Source organism: Candidatus Zixiibacteriota bacterium (assembly GCA_040756055.1).
In the GTDB taxonomy this organism is placed as follows: domain Bacteria; phylum Zixibacteria; class MSB-5A5; order GN15; family FEB-12.
Window position 1 is genome coordinate 107,260 of record JBFLZR010000003.1, and the last position, 15,410, is coordinate 122,669.

The 15,410-nt window shown below is 53.1% G+C and carries 31 protein-coding genes; all 31 read left to right on the forward strand.

Annotated elements, in window-relative coordinates:
- A partial coding sequence (gene tuf / locus AB1483_06870; protein MEW6412181.1) for an elongation factor Tu occupies positions 1 to 127 on the forward strand: 127 nt, incomplete at its 5' end.
- A 14-nt stretch (positions 128 to 141) separates the two neighbouring features.
- On the forward strand, positions 142 to 450 hold the full coding sequence (rpsJ, locus tag AB1483_06875) for a 30S ribosomal protein S10 (GenBank protein ID MEW6412182.1): 309 nt from the start codon (positions 142 to 144) through the stop codon (positions 448 to 450).
- Between the two features lie 15 nt (positions 451 to 465).
- The gene (gene rplC, locus AB1483_06880) at positions 466 to 1,092 is read left to right on the forward strand and encodes a 50S ribosomal protein L3 (protein MEW6412183.1); all 627 of its coding nucleotides are present in this window, start codon (positions 466 to 468) and stop codon (positions 1,090 to 1,092) included.
- A 14-nt stretch (positions 1,093 to 1,106) separates the two neighbouring features.
- Entirely contained in the window at positions 1,107 to 1,730 is a 624-nt protein-coding gene (gene rplD, locus AB1483_06885; protein MEW6412184.1) for a 50S ribosomal protein L4, read from the forward strand.
- Entirely contained in the window at positions 1,727 to 2,020 is a 294-nt protein-coding gene (locus AB1483_06890) for a 50S ribosomal protein L23 (GenBank protein ID MEW6412185.1), read from the forward strand. Before rplD ends, AB1483_06890 begins: the two co-directional genes overlap by 4 nt.
- 19 nt (positions 2,021 to 2,039) lie before the next feature.
- A complete protein-coding gene (gene rplB, locus AB1483_06895; protein ID MEW6412186.1) occupies positions 2,040 to 2,870 on the forward strand; it encodes a 50S ribosomal protein L2 in 831 nt (276 codons plus the stop codon).
- An 18-nt stretch (positions 2,871 to 2,888) separates the two neighbouring features.
- A complete protein-coding gene (rpsS, locus tag AB1483_06900; GenBank protein ID MEW6412187.1) occupies positions 2,889 to 3,182 on the forward strand; it encodes a 30S ribosomal protein S19 in 294 nt (97 codons plus the stop codon).
- A 2-nt stretch (positions 3,183 to 3,184) separates the two neighbouring features.
- Complete coding sequence (rplV, locus tag AB1483_06905; GenBank protein ID MEW6412188.1) at positions 3,185 to 3,760, forward strand: 50S ribosomal protein L22; 576 nt, start codon at positions 3,185 to 3,187, stop codon at positions 3,758 to 3,760.
- A gap of 23 nt (positions 3,761 to 3,783) precedes the next feature.
- Positions 3,784 to 4,764 (forward strand): 30S ribosomal protein S3, encoded by a 981-nt coding sequence (gene rpsC, locus AB1483_06910; GenBank protein ID MEW6412189.1) that lies wholly within the window; start codon positions 3,784 to 3,786, stop codon positions 4,762 to 4,764.
- A 28-nt stretch (positions 4,765 to 4,792) separates the two neighbouring features.
- Positions 4,793 to 5,215 (forward strand): 50S ribosomal protein L16, encoded by a 423-nt coding sequence (rplP, locus tag AB1483_06915; protein ID MEW6412190.1) that lies wholly within the window; start codon positions 4,793 to 4,795, stop codon positions 5,213 to 5,215.
- 2 nt (positions 5,216 to 5,217) lie between these two features.
- Positions 5,218 to 5,484 (forward strand): 50S ribosomal protein L29, encoded by a 267-nt coding sequence (rpmC, locus tag AB1483_06920; protein MEW6412191.1) that lies wholly within the window; start codon positions 5,218 to 5,220, stop codon positions 5,482 to 5,484.
- An 11-nt stretch (positions 5,485 to 5,495) separates the two neighbouring features.
- A complete protein-coding gene (rpsQ, locus tag AB1483_06925; protein ID MEW6412192.1) occupies positions 5,496 to 5,762 on the forward strand; it encodes a 30S ribosomal protein S17 in 267 nt (88 codons plus the stop codon).
- A 26-nt stretch (positions 5,763 to 5,788) separates the two neighbouring features.
- On the forward strand, positions 5,789 to 6,154 hold the full coding sequence (gene rplN, locus AB1483_06930; protein ID MEW6412193.1) for a 50S ribosomal protein L14: 366 nt from the start codon (positions 5,789 to 5,791) through the stop codon (positions 6,152 to 6,154).
- Between the two features lie 15 nt (positions 6,155 to 6,169).
- A complete protein-coding gene (gene rplX, locus AB1483_06935; protein MEW6412194.1) occupies positions 6,170 to 6,487 on the forward strand; it encodes a 50S ribosomal protein L24 in 318 nt (105 codons plus the stop codon).
- A gap of 12 nt (positions 6,488 to 6,499) precedes the next feature.
- Complete coding sequence (gene rplE, locus AB1483_06940) at positions 6,500 to 7,039, forward strand: 50S ribosomal protein L5 (GenBank protein MEW6412195.1); 540 nt, start codon at positions 6,500 to 6,502, stop codon at positions 7,037 to 7,039.
- Between the two features lie 8 nt (positions 7,040 to 7,047).
- Positions 7,048 to 7,233, forward strand: a complete 186-nt coding sequence (locus AB1483_06945) for a type Z 30S ribosomal protein S14 (GenBank protein ID MEW6412196.1) — start codon at positions 7,048 to 7,050, stop codon at positions 7,231 to 7,233.
- Positions 7,234 to 7,261: 28 nt separating this feature from the next.
- Positions 7,262 to 7,663: a 30S ribosomal protein S8 gene (gene rpsH, locus AB1483_06950; GenBank protein MEW6412197.1), complete on the forward strand. Its 402-nt coding sequence runs from the start codon at positions 7,262 to 7,264 to the stop codon at positions 7,661 to 7,663.
- 14 nt (positions 7,664 to 7,677) lie between these two features.
- Entirely contained in the window at positions 7,678 to 8,220 is a 543-nt protein-coding gene (gene rplF, locus AB1483_06955) for a 50S ribosomal protein L6 (GenBank protein MEW6412198.1), read from the forward strand.
- 17 nt (positions 8,221 to 8,237) lie between these two features.
- Positions 8,238 to 8,612 carry a 50S ribosomal protein L18 gene (gene rplR, locus AB1483_06960; GenBank protein MEW6412199.1) on the forward strand — a complete coding sequence of 125 codons (375 nt, stop codon included), beginning with the start codon at positions 8,238 to 8,240 and terminating at the stop codon, positions 8,610 to 8,612.
- Between the two features lie 33 nt (positions 8,613 to 8,645).
- Entirely contained in the window at positions 8,646 to 9,128 is a 483-nt protein-coding gene (gene rpsE / locus AB1483_06965) for a 30S ribosomal protein S5 (protein ID MEW6412200.1), read from the forward strand.
- A 28-nt stretch (positions 9,129 to 9,156) separates the two neighbouring features.
- On the forward strand, positions 9,157 to 9,339 hold the full coding sequence (rpmD, locus tag AB1483_06970) for a 50S ribosomal protein L30 (GenBank protein MEW6412201.1): 183 nt from the start codon (positions 9,157 to 9,159) through the stop codon (positions 9,337 to 9,339).
- Between the two features lie 20 nt (positions 9,340 to 9,359).
- The gene (gene rplO, locus AB1483_06975) at positions 9,360 to 9,797 is read left to right on the forward strand and encodes a 50S ribosomal protein L15 (GenBank protein MEW6412202.1); all 438 of its coding nucleotides are present in this window, start codon (positions 9,360 to 9,362) and stop codon (positions 9,795 to 9,797) included.
- The gene (gene secY / locus AB1483_06980; GenBank protein MEW6412203.1) at positions 9,797 to 11,104 is read left to right on the forward strand and encodes a preprotein translocase subunit SecY; all 1,308 of its coding nucleotides are present in this window, start codon (positions 9,797 to 9,799) and stop codon (positions 11,102 to 11,104) included. Before rplO ends, secY begins: the two co-directional genes overlap by 1 nt.
- Positions 11,105 to 11,106: 2 nt before the next feature.
- On the forward strand, positions 11,107 to 11,760 hold the full coding sequence (locus tag AB1483_06985) for an adenylate kinase (protein MEW6412204.1): 654 nt from the start codon (positions 11,107 to 11,109) through the stop codon (positions 11,758 to 11,760).
- Positions 11,760 to 12,506: a type I methionyl aminopeptidase gene (map, locus tag AB1483_06990; protein ID MEW6412205.1), complete on the forward strand. Its 747-nt coding sequence runs from the start codon at positions 11,760 to 11,762 to the stop codon at positions 12,504 to 12,506. Before AB1483_06985 ends, map begins: the two co-directional genes overlap by 1 nt.
- Positions 12,507 to 12,513: 7 nt before the next feature.
- On the forward strand, positions 12,514 to 12,732 hold the full coding sequence (infA, locus tag AB1483_06995) for a translation initiation factor IF-1 (GenBank protein MEW6412206.1): 219 nt from the start codon (positions 12,514 to 12,516) through the stop codon (positions 12,730 to 12,732).
- A 24-nt stretch (positions 12,733 to 12,756) separates the two neighbouring features.
- On the forward strand, positions 12,757 to 12,873 hold the full coding sequence (gene rpmJ, locus AB1483_07000; GenBank protein MEW6412207.1) for a 50S ribosomal protein L36: 117 nt from the start codon (positions 12,757 to 12,759) through the stop codon (positions 12,871 to 12,873).
- Positions 12,874 to 12,909: 36 nt separating this feature from the next.
- A complete protein-coding gene (rpsM, locus tag AB1483_07005; GenBank protein MEW6412208.1) occupies positions 12,910 to 13,296 on the forward strand; it encodes a 30S ribosomal protein S13 in 387 nt (128 codons plus the stop codon).
- 25 nt (positions 13,297 to 13,321) lie between these two features.
- A complete protein-coding gene (gene rpsK / locus AB1483_07010) occupies positions 13,322 to 13,717 on the forward strand; it encodes a 30S ribosomal protein S11 (protein MEW6412209.1) in 396 nt (131 codons plus the stop codon).
- Positions 13,718 to 13,753: 36 nt separating this feature from the next.
- Positions 13,754 to 14,383: a 30S ribosomal protein S4 gene (gene rpsD, locus AB1483_07015; GenBank protein MEW6412210.1), complete on the forward strand. Its 630-nt coding sequence runs from the start codon at positions 13,754 to 13,756 to the stop codon at positions 14,381 to 14,383.
- Between the two features lie 24 nt (positions 14,384 to 14,407).
- Positions 14,408 to 15,391, forward strand: a complete 984-nt coding sequence (locus AB1483_07020; protein ID MEW6412211.1) for a DNA-directed RNA polymerase subunit alpha — start codon at positions 14,408 to 14,410, stop codon at positions 15,389 to 15,391.
- Positions 15,392 to 15,410: the final 19 nt, after the last annotated feature.

Sequence of the window (15,410 nt, forward strand, 5' to 3'; positions counted from 1 at the left end):
GGGAGACAACATCACGATATCGGTGGAGTTGATCACGCCGATAGCGATGGAGAAGGAGCTTCGTTTTGCCATTCGCGAGGGTGGCCGCACGGTTGGCGCCGGCGTCATTGCCGACATATTGGAATAGAAGGTAGTTAAACGATGGATGTTCAAAAAATAAGAATAAGGCTCAAAGCGTACGACCACTACGCCCTCGACAAGTCGACGAAGGAGATAGCGCGTACGGTACTTCGGACCGGAGCCAAAATAGTAGGTCCGGTGCCGCTTCCGACGAAGCGGACGGTCTACACGGTTTTGCGTTCGCCGCATGTGGACAAGAAGTCGCGGGAGCAGTTTGAGACCCGGGTACATAAGCGTGTCATCGACATCTATGAATCCACGCCTCAGACTGTCGACGCTTTAATGAAGCTGGATCTCCCGGCCGGTGTTGACGTGGAGATTAAGACCTGATAGGGTTTGATTGATATGAAAGAGATAATAGGCAAGAAACTCGGCATGACCCGCATATTCATGGCTGACGGTGAGGCGGTTCCGGTAACGGTAATTCAGGCCGGACCGTGCCCGGTGGTGCAGAAGAAGACCTCTGATAAGGACGGATACGTTGCCTATCAGGTCGGTTTTAAGCCCCAGCGCAAGAATCTGGTCAACAAGCCCAAGGCCGGCCATTTCGCCAAAGCGAATGTGGAGCCGACGCACTATCTCAGGGAGATCACCTGCGACGAGAGCGAATTTGAGGTTGGCTCTGAGTTGAAGGTGGGGATATTTAAGCCCGGTGAAAGGGTCGATGTGACCGGTATTTCTCGCGGATTGGGTTTTGCGGGCGCTATGAAACGTCACCATTTCCAGGGCGCCAACAAGACTCACGGTCAATCTGACCGCTGGCGCGCTCCTGGTTCGGTTGGTTCGTCTTCCTACCCGTCACGCGTCTTCAAGGGGCAGCGTATGGCTGGAAGAATGGGCAGAGACAGAGTGACCACGCTTAATCTTGAGATAGTCAAGATTATCGAGGATGAGAATTTAATGCTTGTTAAAGGCGCCGTCCCGGGATTCACCGGCTCGGTGGTTAAGATTCGGTCAACGAATCGAGGCTAGGTTGGAAATAGAAGATGGAAGCTAAACTTTATAATCAAGACGGTGCCGCGATTGGGACGGTGGAATTGAAGCCGGAGGTTTTCGAGGTTACACCCAACGAATCTTTGGTCCACCAGTATATCGTGACTTATCTTGCCCGCCAGCGTCAGGGAAACTCCAAGACGAAGGAGCGTTCCGAGGTCAGTGGCGGCGGGCGCAAACCGTGGCGGCAAAAAGGCACCGGCCACGCGCGCTCTGGGACTATCCGCTCGCCTCTGTGGAGAGGGGGCGGTACGGTGTTCGGCCCGAAGCCGAGACTGTACGGTAACGCCATGCCCAAGAAAATGAAGCAGATGGCTATTCGTTCGGTTTTCGCCGATAAGGCACAGGCCGATCGCATACGTGTTCTCGACGAGATCAAGCTGGCCGAGATCAAGACCAAGACCATTCTGGGAATACTTGACAAGTTCGAGCTCTCGGGCAAGAAATGTCTTATTCTGGACGAAGGTCAGAACGAGAGTTGCTTGCTCAGCTGTCGCAACCTGCAAAAGGTCAAATACGGCAGAGCGGCGCTCGCCAACGGGTATGATTTGCTCAATGCGGATTATATCCTTATGACGAAGGCCGGGCTTGAGAAAGTTCATGAGGTGTTCGGATGAGAAGAGACCCTCGAGAAATAATAAAACTTCACCTGACGACCGAGCGTTCGACGAATCTGCGCGAGGCAAACAACGAATACGTGTTCGAGGTGGATAAGACGGCTAACAAGCACCAGATTAAACTGGCTGCCGAGAGTCTCTTCAAGGTCAAGGTTGAAGATGTCAGAACGATGATAGTGCCGGGCAAGTCCCGTCGCATGGGCCGCAACGAGGGAAAGACCTCGACCTGGAAGAAGGCCATCGTGCGCCTCAAAAAGGGTGAGGTAATCGCGATGTTCGAGAATGTATAACAGAAGGTTGGTGTGAAAAATGGCTGTTAAGAAATTTCGTCCCACGACACCGTCGCTGCGATTCAGAACGGTTCCCGCCTTCGATGAGATTACATCGACGATTCCGGAAAAATCGCTTTTGCGGCCCCTGAGAAAGAGTGGTGGGCGCAACAATAAAGGACGTATTACGGCATATTGCCGCGGAGGCGGTCACAAGCGGATGTATCGGGTGATCGACTTCAAGCGCTGCAAGTACGATGTCCCCGCCCGCGTGGCTTCCATCGAATACGATCCGAATCGTTCGGCGAGAATCGCCCTGCTTCACTATGTTGACGGCGAGAAGGCATATATTTTGGCCCCGAATGATCTGAAAGTGGATGATATTCTGATGTCGGGCGAGTCGGTTGAGAATCGTGTTGGTAACTCCATGCCGCTCGGCAAGATGCTGCTGGGTACCGACGTCCACAATGTCGAGATGCGTCCTGGTAAGGGCGGACAGATGGCGCGTTCGGCCGGTTCTTTCTGCCAGCTGGTAGCTAAAGAAGGTGGCAAGGCCATTTTGAAAATGCCGTCGGGTGAAGTCCGTACGGTTCCAGATAAATGTTACGCTACGATTGGTCAGGTTTCCAACCTGGATCACAAGAATATCGTTTGGGGCAAGGCCGGCGCCTCGCGTTGGCGCGGGAAACGTCCATCGGTGCGCGGCGTGGCTATGAACCCGGTAGACCATCCCATGGGTGGCGGCGAGGGCAGATCTTCCGGTGGAAGACACCCTTGTACGCCGTGGGGTAAGCCTACCAAGGGTTATAAGACCAGAAGTAAACGGAAAAAGTCCGATCACCTTGTTCAGGATCGGCGAGTGAAAATATAGGGATATGGAGTAATATAGATGCCTCGATCGCTGAAAAAAGGACCTTTTGTTGACCATAGCCTGGCAAAGAAGGTTCAGGAATTGAACGACACCGGGCAGAAGAAGGTAGTCAAGACCTGGTCGCGCCGCTCGACGATTCTTCCGGAATTCGTCGGACATACATTTGCGGTGCACAACGGCAGCAAGTTTATCCCGATCTATGTCACTGAGAATATGGTTGGCCACAAGCTGGGCGAATTCGCTCCTACGAGAACTTTCCGCGGACACAGCGGCAGACTCACGGAACGCTCTTCGGCGGTGAAGGGAGAATAGCGATGCTGGTTAAATCATCCGCTCAGTTGAGATATTTGAGTATCCCGCCACGCAAGATGCGTTTGGTTGCCAATGCTGTAATCGGGATGCCGGTGGAGAAGGCGCTTAACATATTGAATTTTATGCCGAAGATCGCCGCTCACCATCTGGCCAAGACACTCAAATCGGCGGCGGCCAACGCGCTCTCCAAAGAGGGAACCGACAATCTGAATCCGGAAGTTCTCACGATTAAGAGTATCATCGTTGATGCCGCTCCGACCGCCAAGAGGATTCGTTATCGCTCGATGGGCAGAGTGTATCGCTACCGTAAACGCTTCTGTCACTTGATCGTGAATGTAGAAGGCCATACGATCGAACCCGAGGCGAAGAAAGCTTCGACTGCCGGCGCGGCTGCCGAAAAGACGGTCGAAAAAACCGCCGGTAAGAAAGAGTCAGCTTCGGGCAAGAAAAAAGCGGTGAAGACGACTAAGAAGGCTGTAAAGAAGACGGCCGCCAAGAAGACCGGCTCGGCCAAGAGTGATGCCAGGAAAAGGGCGACCAAAGCCAGGCCGAAGACTGAGAAAAAAGCTGAAAAATAATTTGATGATTGAAGGAGATTGTCTTGGGACAAAAGACACATCCAATAGGTTTACGTCTCGGAATAATAAGAACGTGGAATAGCCGCTGGTTTGCCCCCGTTCGAAACTTCTCCGATTTGATCCATGAAGATATGATGATCAAGCGCTACATCAACAAGCGTCTTGATAATGCCGGTATAGCCAACGTGTGTATCTCTCGCGCCCCCAAAAAGGTGACGGTTGATATCCATACCTCGCGTCCGGGTATCGTCATTGGTCGCAAGGGAGCCGAGGTGGATAAACTGCGTGAAGAGCTTCAGCTTTTGACCAAAAAGGATATCCTGCTGAATATCGTCGAGGTGAGAAAGCCGGAGTTGGACGCCAAGCTTGTGGCCGATTCGATAGCGCGTCAGCTCGAAGGCCGCGTGTCGTTCCGTCGCGCCATGAAAAAGTCGATTGCCGCCACGATGAAGATGGGGGCGGTTGGGATCAAGGTTCAGTGCGGCGGGCGTTTGGGCGGTGCCGAAATCGCACGAGTCGAAAAGTACAAGGAAGGGCGTGTTCCCCTTCATACGCTCCGTGCCGATATTGACTATGCTACCTCTACCGCCCGGACCACTTACGGATGTATCGGAGTGAAGGTGTGGATCTGCCGCGGCGAGATTCTTGAAGCCGGTCAGTATTACCAGGACGAGGAAGCGGCCAAGCCTGAGGTGGAACAGGAGGCCCCGAGCTCCCGTCCGAGAAGACCCCACGGAGGAGATAAGGGTCGCAAGCGCCCGCGTGGTCGCATCCGTCGCAAAACCGGTGATGGTGAAGGTGGCGAGGAAGGCGCTCCAAGAGGGCGTCGTCCCGAGCGTGCCCGCTCCGATGAAGGCCGCTCGGAGGGTGGTTACAGAGGAGCCGGCGGACGCCGTGGCGCCGTTCGCAGACCGGAGAGGCAAACCGGTGGTGGGACTGAGTCCTCTGCCAAGAAAAGCGATAAACCCGCGTCGTCGGATAGTGGTTCCGGCAAGGCGGAATAGTAACTGAGAGAACCGGGAGACAACATAAATGTTAATGCCCAAGAAGACCAAATTTCGCAAGGCCCAGCGCGGTCGGATGAGAGGAAAAGCGAAAGGCGGTTCCGCGGTTAGTTTTGGTGAGTTCGGTTTAAAGTCGCTCGAGCCGTGTTGGTTGACCAACCGGCAGATCGAGGCGGCCCGTGTCGCCATGACGCGCTATATCAAACGCGGCGGCAAAATCTGGATCCGGATATTCCCGGACAAGCCGGTAACCAAGAAGCCGGCCGAAACCCGTATGGGTAAAGGCAAAGGCGCGCCGGAATACTGGGTGGCGGTGATCAAGCCGGGACGCGTGCTGTTTGAGATTGAAGGTGTGTCGCGGGAAATGGCTCGTGAGGCGCTCCGCCTGGGGGCCAACAAGCTGCCGATGAAAACCAAGTTTGTAACAAGAGCCGATACGGAAGGAGTCTAAAGGTGTTGAAAGTTCAGGCATTACGTGAAATGACGCCGGAGGAACTCCGCCTGAAGGTGAACGAGCTCAATGACGAAATGTTCAATCTGAACATGAGGCGTTCGCTCAAGGCGCTGGACAACCCGCTCCGTCTGCGGCAGATTCGCCGCGAGATCGCTCGTATCAAGACTGTTCTTAATGAAGATAAACACGGCATCAGAAAGCTGGCCGAAAGTAGCACATCGATTCTGGGTAAGAGCGGTGCTAAGGATAAAGAGAAAGAGAAATAACGGAGTGATATATGGCGGATGAGGTGAGAAAAGATGTAAGGAAAGTCCGTGTCGGGACGGTTATCCAGGATAAGATGGAGAAGAGCATTGTTGTCCGGGTCGACCGTACCATGCGGCACCCCTTGTACGAGAAGATCTTTCGTACGTACTCGAAGCTGTATGCTCACGACGAGAACAATGAAGCCCGGGTTGGTGATGTTGTCCGCGTCGCCGAGACCAGGCCTCTTTCGAAGAAGAAGCGCTGGCGTCTGGTTGAGATTTTGGAGAGGGCCAAGTAGGCCGCTCAGGAAGGGTGTGAGTAAAGATGATTCAAGAATTCACCATGCTCTCAGTGGCCGATAACTCCGGCGCCAAAAAAGCCATGTGCTTCAGAATCCTTGGCGGTCGTAAAAAATATGCCAGTATCGGTGATATTATTGTCGTGACTGTCAAAGAGGCTCTGCCGGGTGGCACTGTGAAGAAGTCCGAGGTGTGCAAAGCGGTGGTGGTTCGTACCAAGGCGAGCCTGAAGCGCAAGGATGGCTCGGTTATTAGGTTTTCGGATAACGCCGCGGTTATTATCAACGAGCAGAACGAGCCGCGCGGTACCCGTATTTTTGGCCCGGTGGCCCGTGAATTGCGTGAAAAGCAGTTTATGAAGATCGTGTCGTTGGCGCCGGAGGTCCTGTAAGAGGAATAGTTACTTATGAGAATACGCAAAGGTGATACCGTATACGTTCGCAGCGGTTCTTCCAAAGGCAAGAACGGAAGAGTCCTGCACGTGGATGTAAAGAAGCAGACGGCCCTGGTGGAAGGCGTTAATATGCGCAAACGTCATCAGCGGCCGACACAGAAAAACCCGAAGGGCGGGATTATCACTATCGAGGCCCCGGTGCATTTGAGCAACCTGGCGCTTTACAGTACGACTCTCTCCGGCCCGACCAAAACATCGACCGCAGTGGTAACCGAAGGCGGCAAGTCTAAGAGAGTTAGAATCTGCCGCAAAACCGGCGAGCAGATCTGAGGATTGTGACATATGGCAAGGCTTAAAGAGAAATATTTAAAAGAGATCAGGCCGAAGCTTATGAAGGAAAATAATTATTCCTCCGTAATGCAGGCTCCGCGTCTGACGAAAATCACCGTCAATATCGGCGTCGGCGAGGCTACTCAGAATCCGAAGCTGCTCGAGGCGGCGGTAAACGATCTGACGCTCATCACCGGACGCAAGCCGGCCGTGATGAAGGCCAAGAAGGCTATATCGAATTTCAAATTACGCAAGGGCGTGGCTATCGGCGCCAGTGTGACATTGCGTCGCGAGGTTATGTACGAGTTTCTGGATCGTCTGGTAAGCATAGCCATTCCACGTATTCGTGACTTCCGCGGCGTCAGCCCCAAGGCTTTCGATGGCCGGGGGAATTACAACCTGGGACTTAAAGAACAATTGATATTTCCGGAAATAGATTACGACAAGGTAGAGAAAATTCGCGGCATGAACATAACTATCGGGACGACGGCCAGGACGGACGAAGAAGCACGTCAGCTGCTGACCGAATTGGGCATGCCTTTCCGTAAGTAGGGAGACCAATGGCTAAGAAGTGTCTTTTAGAGAAACAGAGACGTGAACCGAAATTTCAGGTTCGTTCATATAACCGGTGCCGTCGTTGCGGCCGACCGCGGGCCTATATTCGCCGGTTTGGGCTGTGCCGCATTTGCTTTAGAGAGATGGCCCTGGCAGGCGAAATCCCGGGCGTCGTTAAAGCCAGTTGGTAAATTTTAGGATTTTGGAGTTACTGTTATTATGAGTATGACCGATCCAGTCGCCGATTTGCTAACGAGGGTGAGAAACGCCTCAAAGGCCAAAAAGAACGCCGTAGATATCCCGGCTTCCAAGCTGAAACGGGAGATCATACGCATTCTTATCGAACACAATTATGTCAGGGATGTGGTGGAGCTTCCCGACAACAAGCAGGGTATCCTGCGTGTCTACCTCCGCTATACGAGAGACGATAAGTCCGTTCTTAAGGGGATCCAGAGAATTTCTTGTCCCGGTTTGAGAAAGTATGTGCAGGCAGAAGAAATTCGCCTGTCCACCCATAATATGCGTGGTATGATGATCTTGTCTACCTCGCAGGGTGTCATGACCAACTTCGATGCCGCCAAGAAAGGCATCGGAGGCGAAGTAATCTGTAGGTGTTGGTAAAGGAAGGATTTCAGATGTCGCGCGTAGGTAAGAATCCGATAGTGATTCCGGACAAAACGAAAGTCGAGATCAAAGACTCGTCGGTCACTGTCACCGGTCCCAAGGGTACGCTTTCGAGAGAAATCCATCCCGATATGACGGCCGTGATCGAGGGTAAGGAGCTTTTGGTTTCGCGTCCGTCGGACGCCAAGAAACATCGCGCCCTCCATGGTTTGACCCGGGCCCTGCTCAATAATATGGTGGTCGGCGTCACGAAAGGATACAAGAGGGAACTGGAGATTATCGGAGTCGGCTACCGGGCCGAAATGAAGGGCAAGATACTGATGATGTACCTGGGATACTCGCATCCCATCGTATTCACGCCTCCCGATGGTGTGACGATCACGGCTTTGCCCAAGGAAAATAGAGTCATTGTTGAAGGCATAGACAAAGAGCTGGTGGGTCAGTGCGCCGCCAAGATTCGTTCGTTCCGCAAGCCGGAGCCTTACAAAGGTAAGGGTGTCCGGTACTTGGGTGAGTACGTTCGGTCCAAGGCTGGCAAGACCGCTGCCGGATAAGATGGTTGGTGTAAAAAATGGCTGATAAGAATATTGTTAAAGCAGAGAAAGCGCTCCGGCGCCGCATGAGAGTCCGCAAGACAATCGTCGGCACACCCGAGCGCCCGCGCCTGACGGTGGCGAAGTCGCTTAAGAATGTCTTCGCCCAGGTTGTCGACGATGTCAATCACGTCACCCTGGTGGGAGTGTCGACGAACTCGAAGGCTTTGGCCGGTGAGCTCAAGGACGACATGAACAAGACACAGCAGGCTTTTGAAGTCGGTAAGAAGATCGCGCAACTGGCCAAAGACAAGGGGATCGAGACGGTTGTTTTCGACCGCAACATCTCCCGCTATCACGGTCGGATCAAGGCTGTTGCCGACGGTGCTCGCAAGGGCGGATTGAAATTCTGATAATACGTGGAAATTATAGAATAAGAGGTTTAGGTGGCAAAGTTTGACGTTGATAATCTCGAGTTTGAAGAGCGAGTGATACATGTCAACCGTGTAGCCAAAGTGGTCAAAGGCGGACGTCGTTTCAGCTTCACGGCTCTGGTGGCCGTGGGCGACAAGCGCGGCCGCGTTGGTGTAGGGCATGGAAAAGCTTCCGAGGTTTCCGATGCTATTCGCAAGGCGACCGAGGCCGCTAAGAAGGAAGTGATCAATATCAACCTGATTAACGGCACGATTCCGCACCGCATTGACGGTCAGTTTGGCGCGACGACGGTAATGATGCGTCCGGCCTCGCCCGGTACCGGCGTTATCGCCGGCGGCGCTGTTCGGACAGTGCTGGAATCGCTCGGCGTTCAAGATGTCCTGACCAAGGTTCTTGGCAGTCGCAACCCCAATAATGTGGTGAAGGCTACCATGGATGGACTGTTGGAACTGAAAACTCGCGAACAGGAAGAGAAAGCCCGCGAGCAGGCTTAAAGCCGGCTTGACGACAGGTGGTTAGGATATGACAAGACTGAAAATTACACAGATTAGAAGTACGATCGACCGCAAGGAGCCGCAGAAGCGCACAATCAAGGCTCTCGGTCTGGGCAGGATCCGCCGCACGGTGGTGCACAACGACACCCCGCAGATTCGCGGCATGGTAAGAGCCGTCCAGCACCTGGTATCGGTCGAAGAAATTGACTAAAGACTATAGGGCGGGATACAATGGAACTACATACATTAAAACCTCCGGCAGGTTCAAAAAAGACGCGTCGTCGGGTCGGTCGCGGTTCCGGCAGCGGTCTGGGCAAGACTTCCGGTCGCGGTCACAAGGGCGCCGGCGCCCGCAGCGGTTTCAAGCAGAAACCGGGTCGCGAGGGCGGCCAGATGCCGCTGCATCGCAGACTGCCAAAACGCGGCTTTACCAACATCTTTAAGAAAGAGTTTCAGACAGTCAATCTCAGCGACCTGGCCAGATGTCAACCCGGCGAGGTTACGGCCGAGACTTTGAAAAAAGCCGGCCTGATTAAAAAGCTGTCCATACCGGTCAAGTTGCTTGGCAACGGTACTATAGATAAAGCTTACACGGTGAAAGCAGCTGCCTTCTCCAAGTCAGCGAAAGAGAAGATCGAAGCAGCAGGTGGAAAAGCCGAGGTGATTTAGTGTTAGGGACTTTTAAATCAATTTTTAAGGTCGAAGAGCTTCGTAAAAGAATCCTGTTCACCATGGCCATCCTTGTCGTCTACCGGGTCGGCGGACATATCCCTACTCCCGGTATCGACGGTTCAATTCTGGCGCAGGCCCTGTCATCGAATTCCATTTTCGGACTTCTCGACCTGTTCGCTGGCGGAGCTTTTGCCAAGGCCACTATCTTTGCGCTCGGAATCATGCCTTACATTTCGGCCTCGATTATGCTCCAGTTGCTGGGAGCTGTCGTGCCGTGGCTTCAGAGACTCCAGCGCGAGGGTGAAGAGGGACGCCGCAAGATCACGCAATATACCCGTTACCTGACCGTGCTGATCGCCGCGCTCCAGGGATGGGGTACAGCCGGATTCCTGACTACCATCAATCTCAATGGTATCCCCGCGGTACACATGGACACCAGCGGTTTTATCCCGCTCACAGTGCTCACGTTTACCTGCGGGTGTATCTTTATTATGTGGCTGGGCGAGCAGATCACGGAAAAAGGTATCGGCAACGGTATTTCCCTCATCATCTTTATCGGTATCATAGCTCGCTTCCCCGAAGCGGTGTGGGAAGAGATTCAGATGGTTTGGTACGGCAGCCGTTCTTTTCTTCTTGAACTCGTGATGGTTGTTATGATGGTGATTGTGGTCGCGGCTGTTATTCTGGTCACTCGCGCCCAGCGCAAGGTTCCGGTACAGTATCCGCGCCGCGTGGTGGGCCGTAAAGTGTACGGTGGCGCCGCCACACACCTGCCGCTCTCGGTGAATTCGGCCGGTGTTATTCCGATTATTTTCGCACAGTCGATTATGTTTTTGCCGTCGACGCTCGCGCAGCTCTTCCCCAATACCGACTGGGTTCAGAACCTGGTGGCGGTCTGGCTGGCTCCGGGCGGCGCGTGGTATTCGATTATATACGGTATGATCATCATATTCTTCGGCTATTTCTACACCGCGATTGTTTTCAATCCGATGGAAATCGCCGACAACATGAGACGCAACGGTGGATATATTCCGGGTATTCGTCCGGGGAAGAACACTTCCGAGTATATCGAGAAGATTCTTACCCGAATCACGTTGCCGGGAGCGATATTCTTCGCTGCCATAGCCATTCTGCCGTGGATTCTGATCTCGCAGGCCAACGTCAACTTCTTCTTTGGCGGCACCGGTCTTCTGATTGTGGTTGGTGTGGCGCTCGATACGCTCCAGCAGATCGAGTCGCACCTGCTCATGCGTCATTATGACGGCTTTATGAAGAAGGGCAAGATTCGCGGGAGGTCGATGTAGGCATGAATCTGGTGTTTCTTGGCCCTCCCGGATCAGGCAAAGGTACTCAGGCTGTCAGGCTCGCTGAAAGGCTGGGCCTGGTTCATCTATCCACCGGCGACCTGCTGCGTGACGCGGTCAAGCGTTCCACGGAGTTGGGCAAGAAGGCCGAGGGGTACATGAAGCGCGGCGAGTTGGTGCCGGATGACCTGATTATCGGGCTGATAGAAAACCAGATCAAGGACGGTAAACTGGACGGTGGGTTTATACTGGACGGTTTTCCCAGGACGATCCCGCAGGCCGAGGGTCTTAACGGGATGCTTGAAAAAAACGGCATAAGCTTAGATAAGACAATACTTTTTGATGTAAGCGACGACGAGATTGTGAAGCGGCTGTCCGGGCGGTGGTACTGTCCGCAGTGTTCGGCCGGTTACAATTATCCGGCTCAGATGCCGAAAGTAGAGGGGCGCTGTGACCATGATGGCGCAAAGCTGCAGAGGCGTCCCGATGACGAGGAGTCGGTCGTTCGCAACCGTCTCAAAGTGTACAAAAAGCAGACCAGGCCGATTGAGGATTTCTATCGCAAACAGTCGATTCTGGCCGAGGTCGACGCTCAGCAGACACCCGATGAGGTGTTTCAGGCGGTGCTTGACGCAGTGTCTTCGAAGGTCGAATGATAATCAAGTTGAAGACACCTGAGGAAATAGAGATTATGCGCCGGGCCGGGCGCATCGTAGCCGAGACACTTGAGATGGTAGGAGAGAACCTCAAACCCGGTATGACGACCGGCAAGTTGAATGAGATGATTGAAGAGTATATCAGATCCAAAGACGCCATTCCGGCTTTCCTGAACTACCAGGGATTCCCGGCGTCGGCTTGTGTCTCTATCGACGAGGAGGTCGTTCACGGTATTCCCGGCAAGCGGGTGATTCGAGAAGGCGAGATTGTGTCGGTTGATGTCGGTTCCATTTTCGAGGGTTTTTACGGGGACGCTGCTCGGACGTTTGCGGTTGGCGAAGTGTCCGAACAGAAGCTTCATTTGATGGAGACGACCGAAAAATGTTTACGGGCCGGTATTGACAAGGCTCGAAATGGCAATAAATTAGGACAGATTTCGGCGGCTGTTCAGCAGGTTGCCGAAAATGAAGGGTATGGGGTGGTTCGTCAGTTGGTCGGTCATGGCATCGGCCGCAAAATGCACGAGGAACCGCAGGTACCTAATTATGGTTCAGCCCAGGAAGGTCCGGTTCTCAAGACGGGTATGGTCCTGGCTATAGAGCCTATGATCAATATGGGCACATATGAAGTGAAGACATTACCGGACGGCTGGACGTTTGTCACTCTCGACGGGCAACCGTCGGCTCATTTCGAGCACACGGTGGCGATTACGGAAGACGGTCCGGACATTTTAACTTTGGTATAAGGAAGCTATGGCGAAAGAGGAAACCATTCAGGTCGAAGGGAAAGTAATCGAGACGCTTCCTAATGCCATGTTCAAGGTAGAGCTCGACAACGGCCATGTGGTGCTGGCGCACATTTCGGGAAAGATGAGAATGCACTTTATCAAGATTCTTCCGGGTGACAAGGTCACTCTCGAGTTGTCGCCGTACGATTTGAACCGGGGCCGGATCACCTACCGGTATAAATAACGATATGAAGATTGGGTGAATGTTATGAAAGTGAAATCGGCCATAAAGAAACGCTGCGAGTTCTGTAAGATAGTCAAACGCAGGGGTGTTTTGCGGGTTATCTGTTCGAAGAACCCCAATCACAAGCAGCGTCAGGGTTAGAATAGAAGTTTTTGATTTAAGATAAAGGAGTTACAATTGGCTCGTATTGCCGGTGTAGACTTACCGAAAGATAAAAGAATCGAAGTCGGGCTGACTTACATATTCGGAATCGGTCCCTTCCGGGCGAAGGAGATCCTCAGGAAGACCGGTGTTAGCCCCGATGTTCGCGTGAACAAGCTTACGGACGACGATGTCGCCAAGCTTCGCAGCGTGATTGAGAACGATTACACTGTCGAGGGTGCGCTTCGCGGTGAAATCTCGATGAACATTAAACGCCTTATGGATATCGGCGCCTACCGCGGTCTTCGTCATCGCCGGGGTTTGCCGGTGCGCGGCCAGCGTTCCAAGACGAACGCCCGCACCCGTAAGGGCCCCAAGCGTCAGGTTGGCGGTCTCAAGCGCAAGCCTGTGGCTAAGAAGTAAACTGTTTATAGATAGAGGTGATTAGGTGGCTGATCCGAAGAAAAAGGTACGGACGAAGAAGAAGGCTCGAAAAGTTGAGATCAACGGTGTTGTCCATGTGATGGCCAGTTTTAATAACACCATTATTACCATCGCGGACTCCACGGGAAGGACTATTTCCTGGGGTACTGCGGGCAAGGTCGGTTTCAAAGGCTCCAAGAAGTCGACCCCGTTCGCGGCGCAGATGGCTGCTTCCACCGCGGCAAAGGAAGCTATGGACATGGGTCTTCGGAAGGTAGAAGTATGGGTCAAGGGCCCCGGTTCCGGTCGTGAGGCGGCAATTCGTTCACTGTCTGCGGCGGGACTTGAGATTACCGTAATAAAAGACGTAACGCCGATTCCGCATAACGGATGTCGTCCGCCAAAGCGTCGGCGCGTTTGATTTGACTGTAATGTGATTGGTATTTGAGGAGAATTAATGGCTCGGTATCGTGAAGCCAACTGCAAGCTGTGTCGCCGCGAGGGTGAAAAGCTTTTTCTGAAAGGTTCTCGCTGTCACACTGAAAAGTGCGCCGTTGAGAGACGTGAGTACGCGCCCGGTCAGCACGGGCAGCGTATGCGCCGCAAGGTTTCCAACTATGGTTTGCAGTTACGCGAAAAACAGAAAATTCGTCGGACCTACGGCCTTCTGGAAAAGCAGTTTCACAACTATTTCAAGAAGGCTGATAAGCGAATCGGAGTAACCGGTGAAAACCTGGTTCAAATGCTGGAAACACGTCTTGACAATGTTGTCTACCGTCTCGGTTTCGCGCCTTCGCGCAAGGCCGCCCGGCAGCTCGTCCGGCATCGTCACGTTCTCGTCGATGGGCGAATCTGTGATATTCCATCGCTCGGTCTAAAACCGAATCAGGTGATCAAGATTAAGGATAAATCCAAGAACCTTGACCTGGTACACGCAGCTTTGAAAGAAGTGGGCCGGGGCGAAGAACTCCCGTGGCTCAGGCTTAACAAAGCGGCTCTCGAAGGAGAGTTGCTGGAAATTCCCAAGCGCTCCGATATTCCGTTAACAGCCAACGAACAGCTGGTTGTGGAGCTTTATTCTAAGTAATCCCTTTGGGAGGTCTAGTAAGTTATGAAATGGAAGCCACTAACTATGCCCAAGGAGGTCGTTATCGACCAATCTTCGGCTACTGAAAACTATTCGCGTTTTATCGTCGAGCCCCTCGAGAGAGGATTCGGCACGACCCTCGGCAACAGCCTCAGGAGAGTCCTTCTCTCGTCGATTCAGGGGGCGGCCGTGGTCGCGTTGCGGATAAAAGGAAGTCTGCACGAATTCTCCACCATCGAAGGCGTTTACGAGGATGTTACCAATATCGTCCTCAATGTAAAGAACATACGCGTCAAGATGCATGCCGACGAGATGCGTACCCTCACACTGAAGGCCAATACCAAGGGTAAACTCACCGCCGGTATGTTCGAGGGCACGCCCGATGTTGAGATTCTGAATCCCAATCAGCATGTCTGCGAGCTCACTAAAGACGGCGAGTTCGAGATGGAGATAGATATTGATGCCGGCCGCAGCTACTCCGTGGCCGAGCAGAACAAACGCCCGGACGCTCCGGTCGGGACTGTCTTTGTTGACGCTCTGTTTTCGCCGGTGACCAAGGTGTCCTACCAGGTCGAAAACACCCGCGTCGGTCAGAAGACAGACTATGACCGGCTGATTCTTGAAATCACGACTGATGGCTCGGTGACGCCGGAAGACGCTTTGAGCTTCGCAGCCAAGCTTCTGAAGGACTACGTCCAGTTGTTCATTCATCTTGACGAAGAGATCATGGTCGAAGAGGAGCCGGAGGAGGATGAAGAGGTTGTCCGTACTCGCAATCTGCTCAATATGCGGGTCGATGAGCTCGAGTTGTCCGTCCGGTCTTCGAACTGTCTGCGGGCGGCCAATATTCAGACGATCAGGGACCTGGTTACCAAGTCCGAGAGCGAAATGCTCAAATATCGTAACTTCGGTCGCAAGTCACTGAACGAGATAAGTTCGATTTTGGAGGAGATGGACCTGTCGTTTGGCATGGATATCTCTAAATTCGTTGAAACCGAGAAGAAGTAAGAATATATACAGGTCAAAT

Coding starts and splice junctions, on each gene's coding strand:
- rplF (MEW6412198.1), top strand. CDS start 7,678: ATGTCGCGCGTAGGTAAGAATCCGATAGTGATTCCGGACAAAACGAAA.
- rplO (MEW6412202.1), top strand. CDS start 9,360: ATGGAACTACATACATTAAAACCTCCGGCAGGTTCAAAAAAGACGCGT.
- infA (MEW6412206.1), top strand. CDS start 12,514: ATGGCGAAAGAGGAAACCATTCAGGTCGAAGGGAAAGTAATCGAGACG.
- rpsD (MEW6412210.1), top strand. CDS start 13,754: ATGGCTCGGTATCGTGAAGCCAACTGCAAGCTGTGTCGCCGCGAGGGT.
- rpmD (MEW6412201.1), top strand. CDS start 9,157: ATGACAAGACTGAAAATTACACAGATTAGAAGTACGATCGACCGCAAG.
- rplP (MEW6412190.1), top strand. CDS start 4,793: ATGTTAATGCCCAAGAAGACCAAATTTCGCAAGGCCCAGCGCGGTCGG.
- rplV (MEW6412188.1), top strand. CDS start 3,185: ATGCTGGTTAAATCATCCGCTCAGTTGAGATATTTGAGTATCCCGCCA.
- AB1483_06945 (MEW6412196.1), top strand. CDS start 7,048: ATGGCTAAGAAGTGTCTTTTAGAGAAACAGAGACGTGAACCGAAATTT.
- rplE (MEW6412195.1), top strand. CDS start 6,500: ATGGCAAGGCTTAAAGAGAAATATTTAAAAGAGATCAGGCCGAAGCTT.
- AB1483_06985 (MEW6412204.1), top strand. CDS start 11,107: ATGAATCTGGTGTTTCTTGGCCCTCCCGGATCAGGCAAAGGTACTCAG.
- rpsQ (MEW6412192.1), top strand. CDS start 5,496: ATGGCGGATGAGGTGAGAAAAGATGTAAGGAAAGTCCGTGTCGGGACG.
- rplC (MEW6412183.1), top strand. CDS start 466: ATGAAAGAGATAATAGGCAAGAAACTCGGCATGACCCGCATATTCATG.
- AB1483_06890 (MEW6412185.1), top strand. CDS start 1,727: ATGAGAAGAGACCCTCGAGAAATAATAAAACTTCACCTGACGACCGAG.
- rplX (MEW6412194.1), top strand. CDS start 6,170: ATGAGAATACGCAAAGGTGATACCGTATACGTTCGCAGCGGTTCTTCC.
- rplD (MEW6412184.1), top strand. CDS start 1,107: ATGGAAGCTAAACTTTATAATCAAGACGGTGCCGCGATTGGGACGGTG.
- rplN (MEW6412193.1), top strand. CDS start 5,789: ATGATTCAAGAATTCACCATGCTCTCAGTGGCCGATAACTCCGGCGCC.
- rpsH (MEW6412197.1), top strand. CDS start 7,262: ATGAGTATGACCGATCCAGTCGCCGATTTGCTAACGAGGGTGAGAAAC.
- rplR (MEW6412199.1), top strand. CDS start 8,238: ATGGCTGATAAGAATATTGTTAAAGCAGAGAAAGCGCTCCGGCGCCGC.
- rplB (MEW6412186.1), top strand. CDS start 2,040: ATGGCTGTTAAGAAATTTCGTCCCACGACACCGTCGCTGCGATTCAGA.
- AB1483_07020 (MEW6412211.1), top strand. CDS start 14,408: ATGAAATGGAAGCCACTAACTATGCCCAAGGAGGTCGTTATCGACCAA.
- rpsS (MEW6412187.1), top strand. CDS start 2,889: ATGCCTCGATCGCTGAAAAAAGGACCTTTTGTTGACCATAGCCTGGCA.
- rpmJ (MEW6412207.1), top strand. CDS start 12,757: ATGAAAGTGAAATCGGCCATAAAGAAACGCTGCGAGTTCTGTAAGATA.
- rpsJ (MEW6412182.1), top strand. CDS start 142: ATGGATGTTCAAAAAATAAGAATAAGGCTCAAAGCGTACGACCACTAC.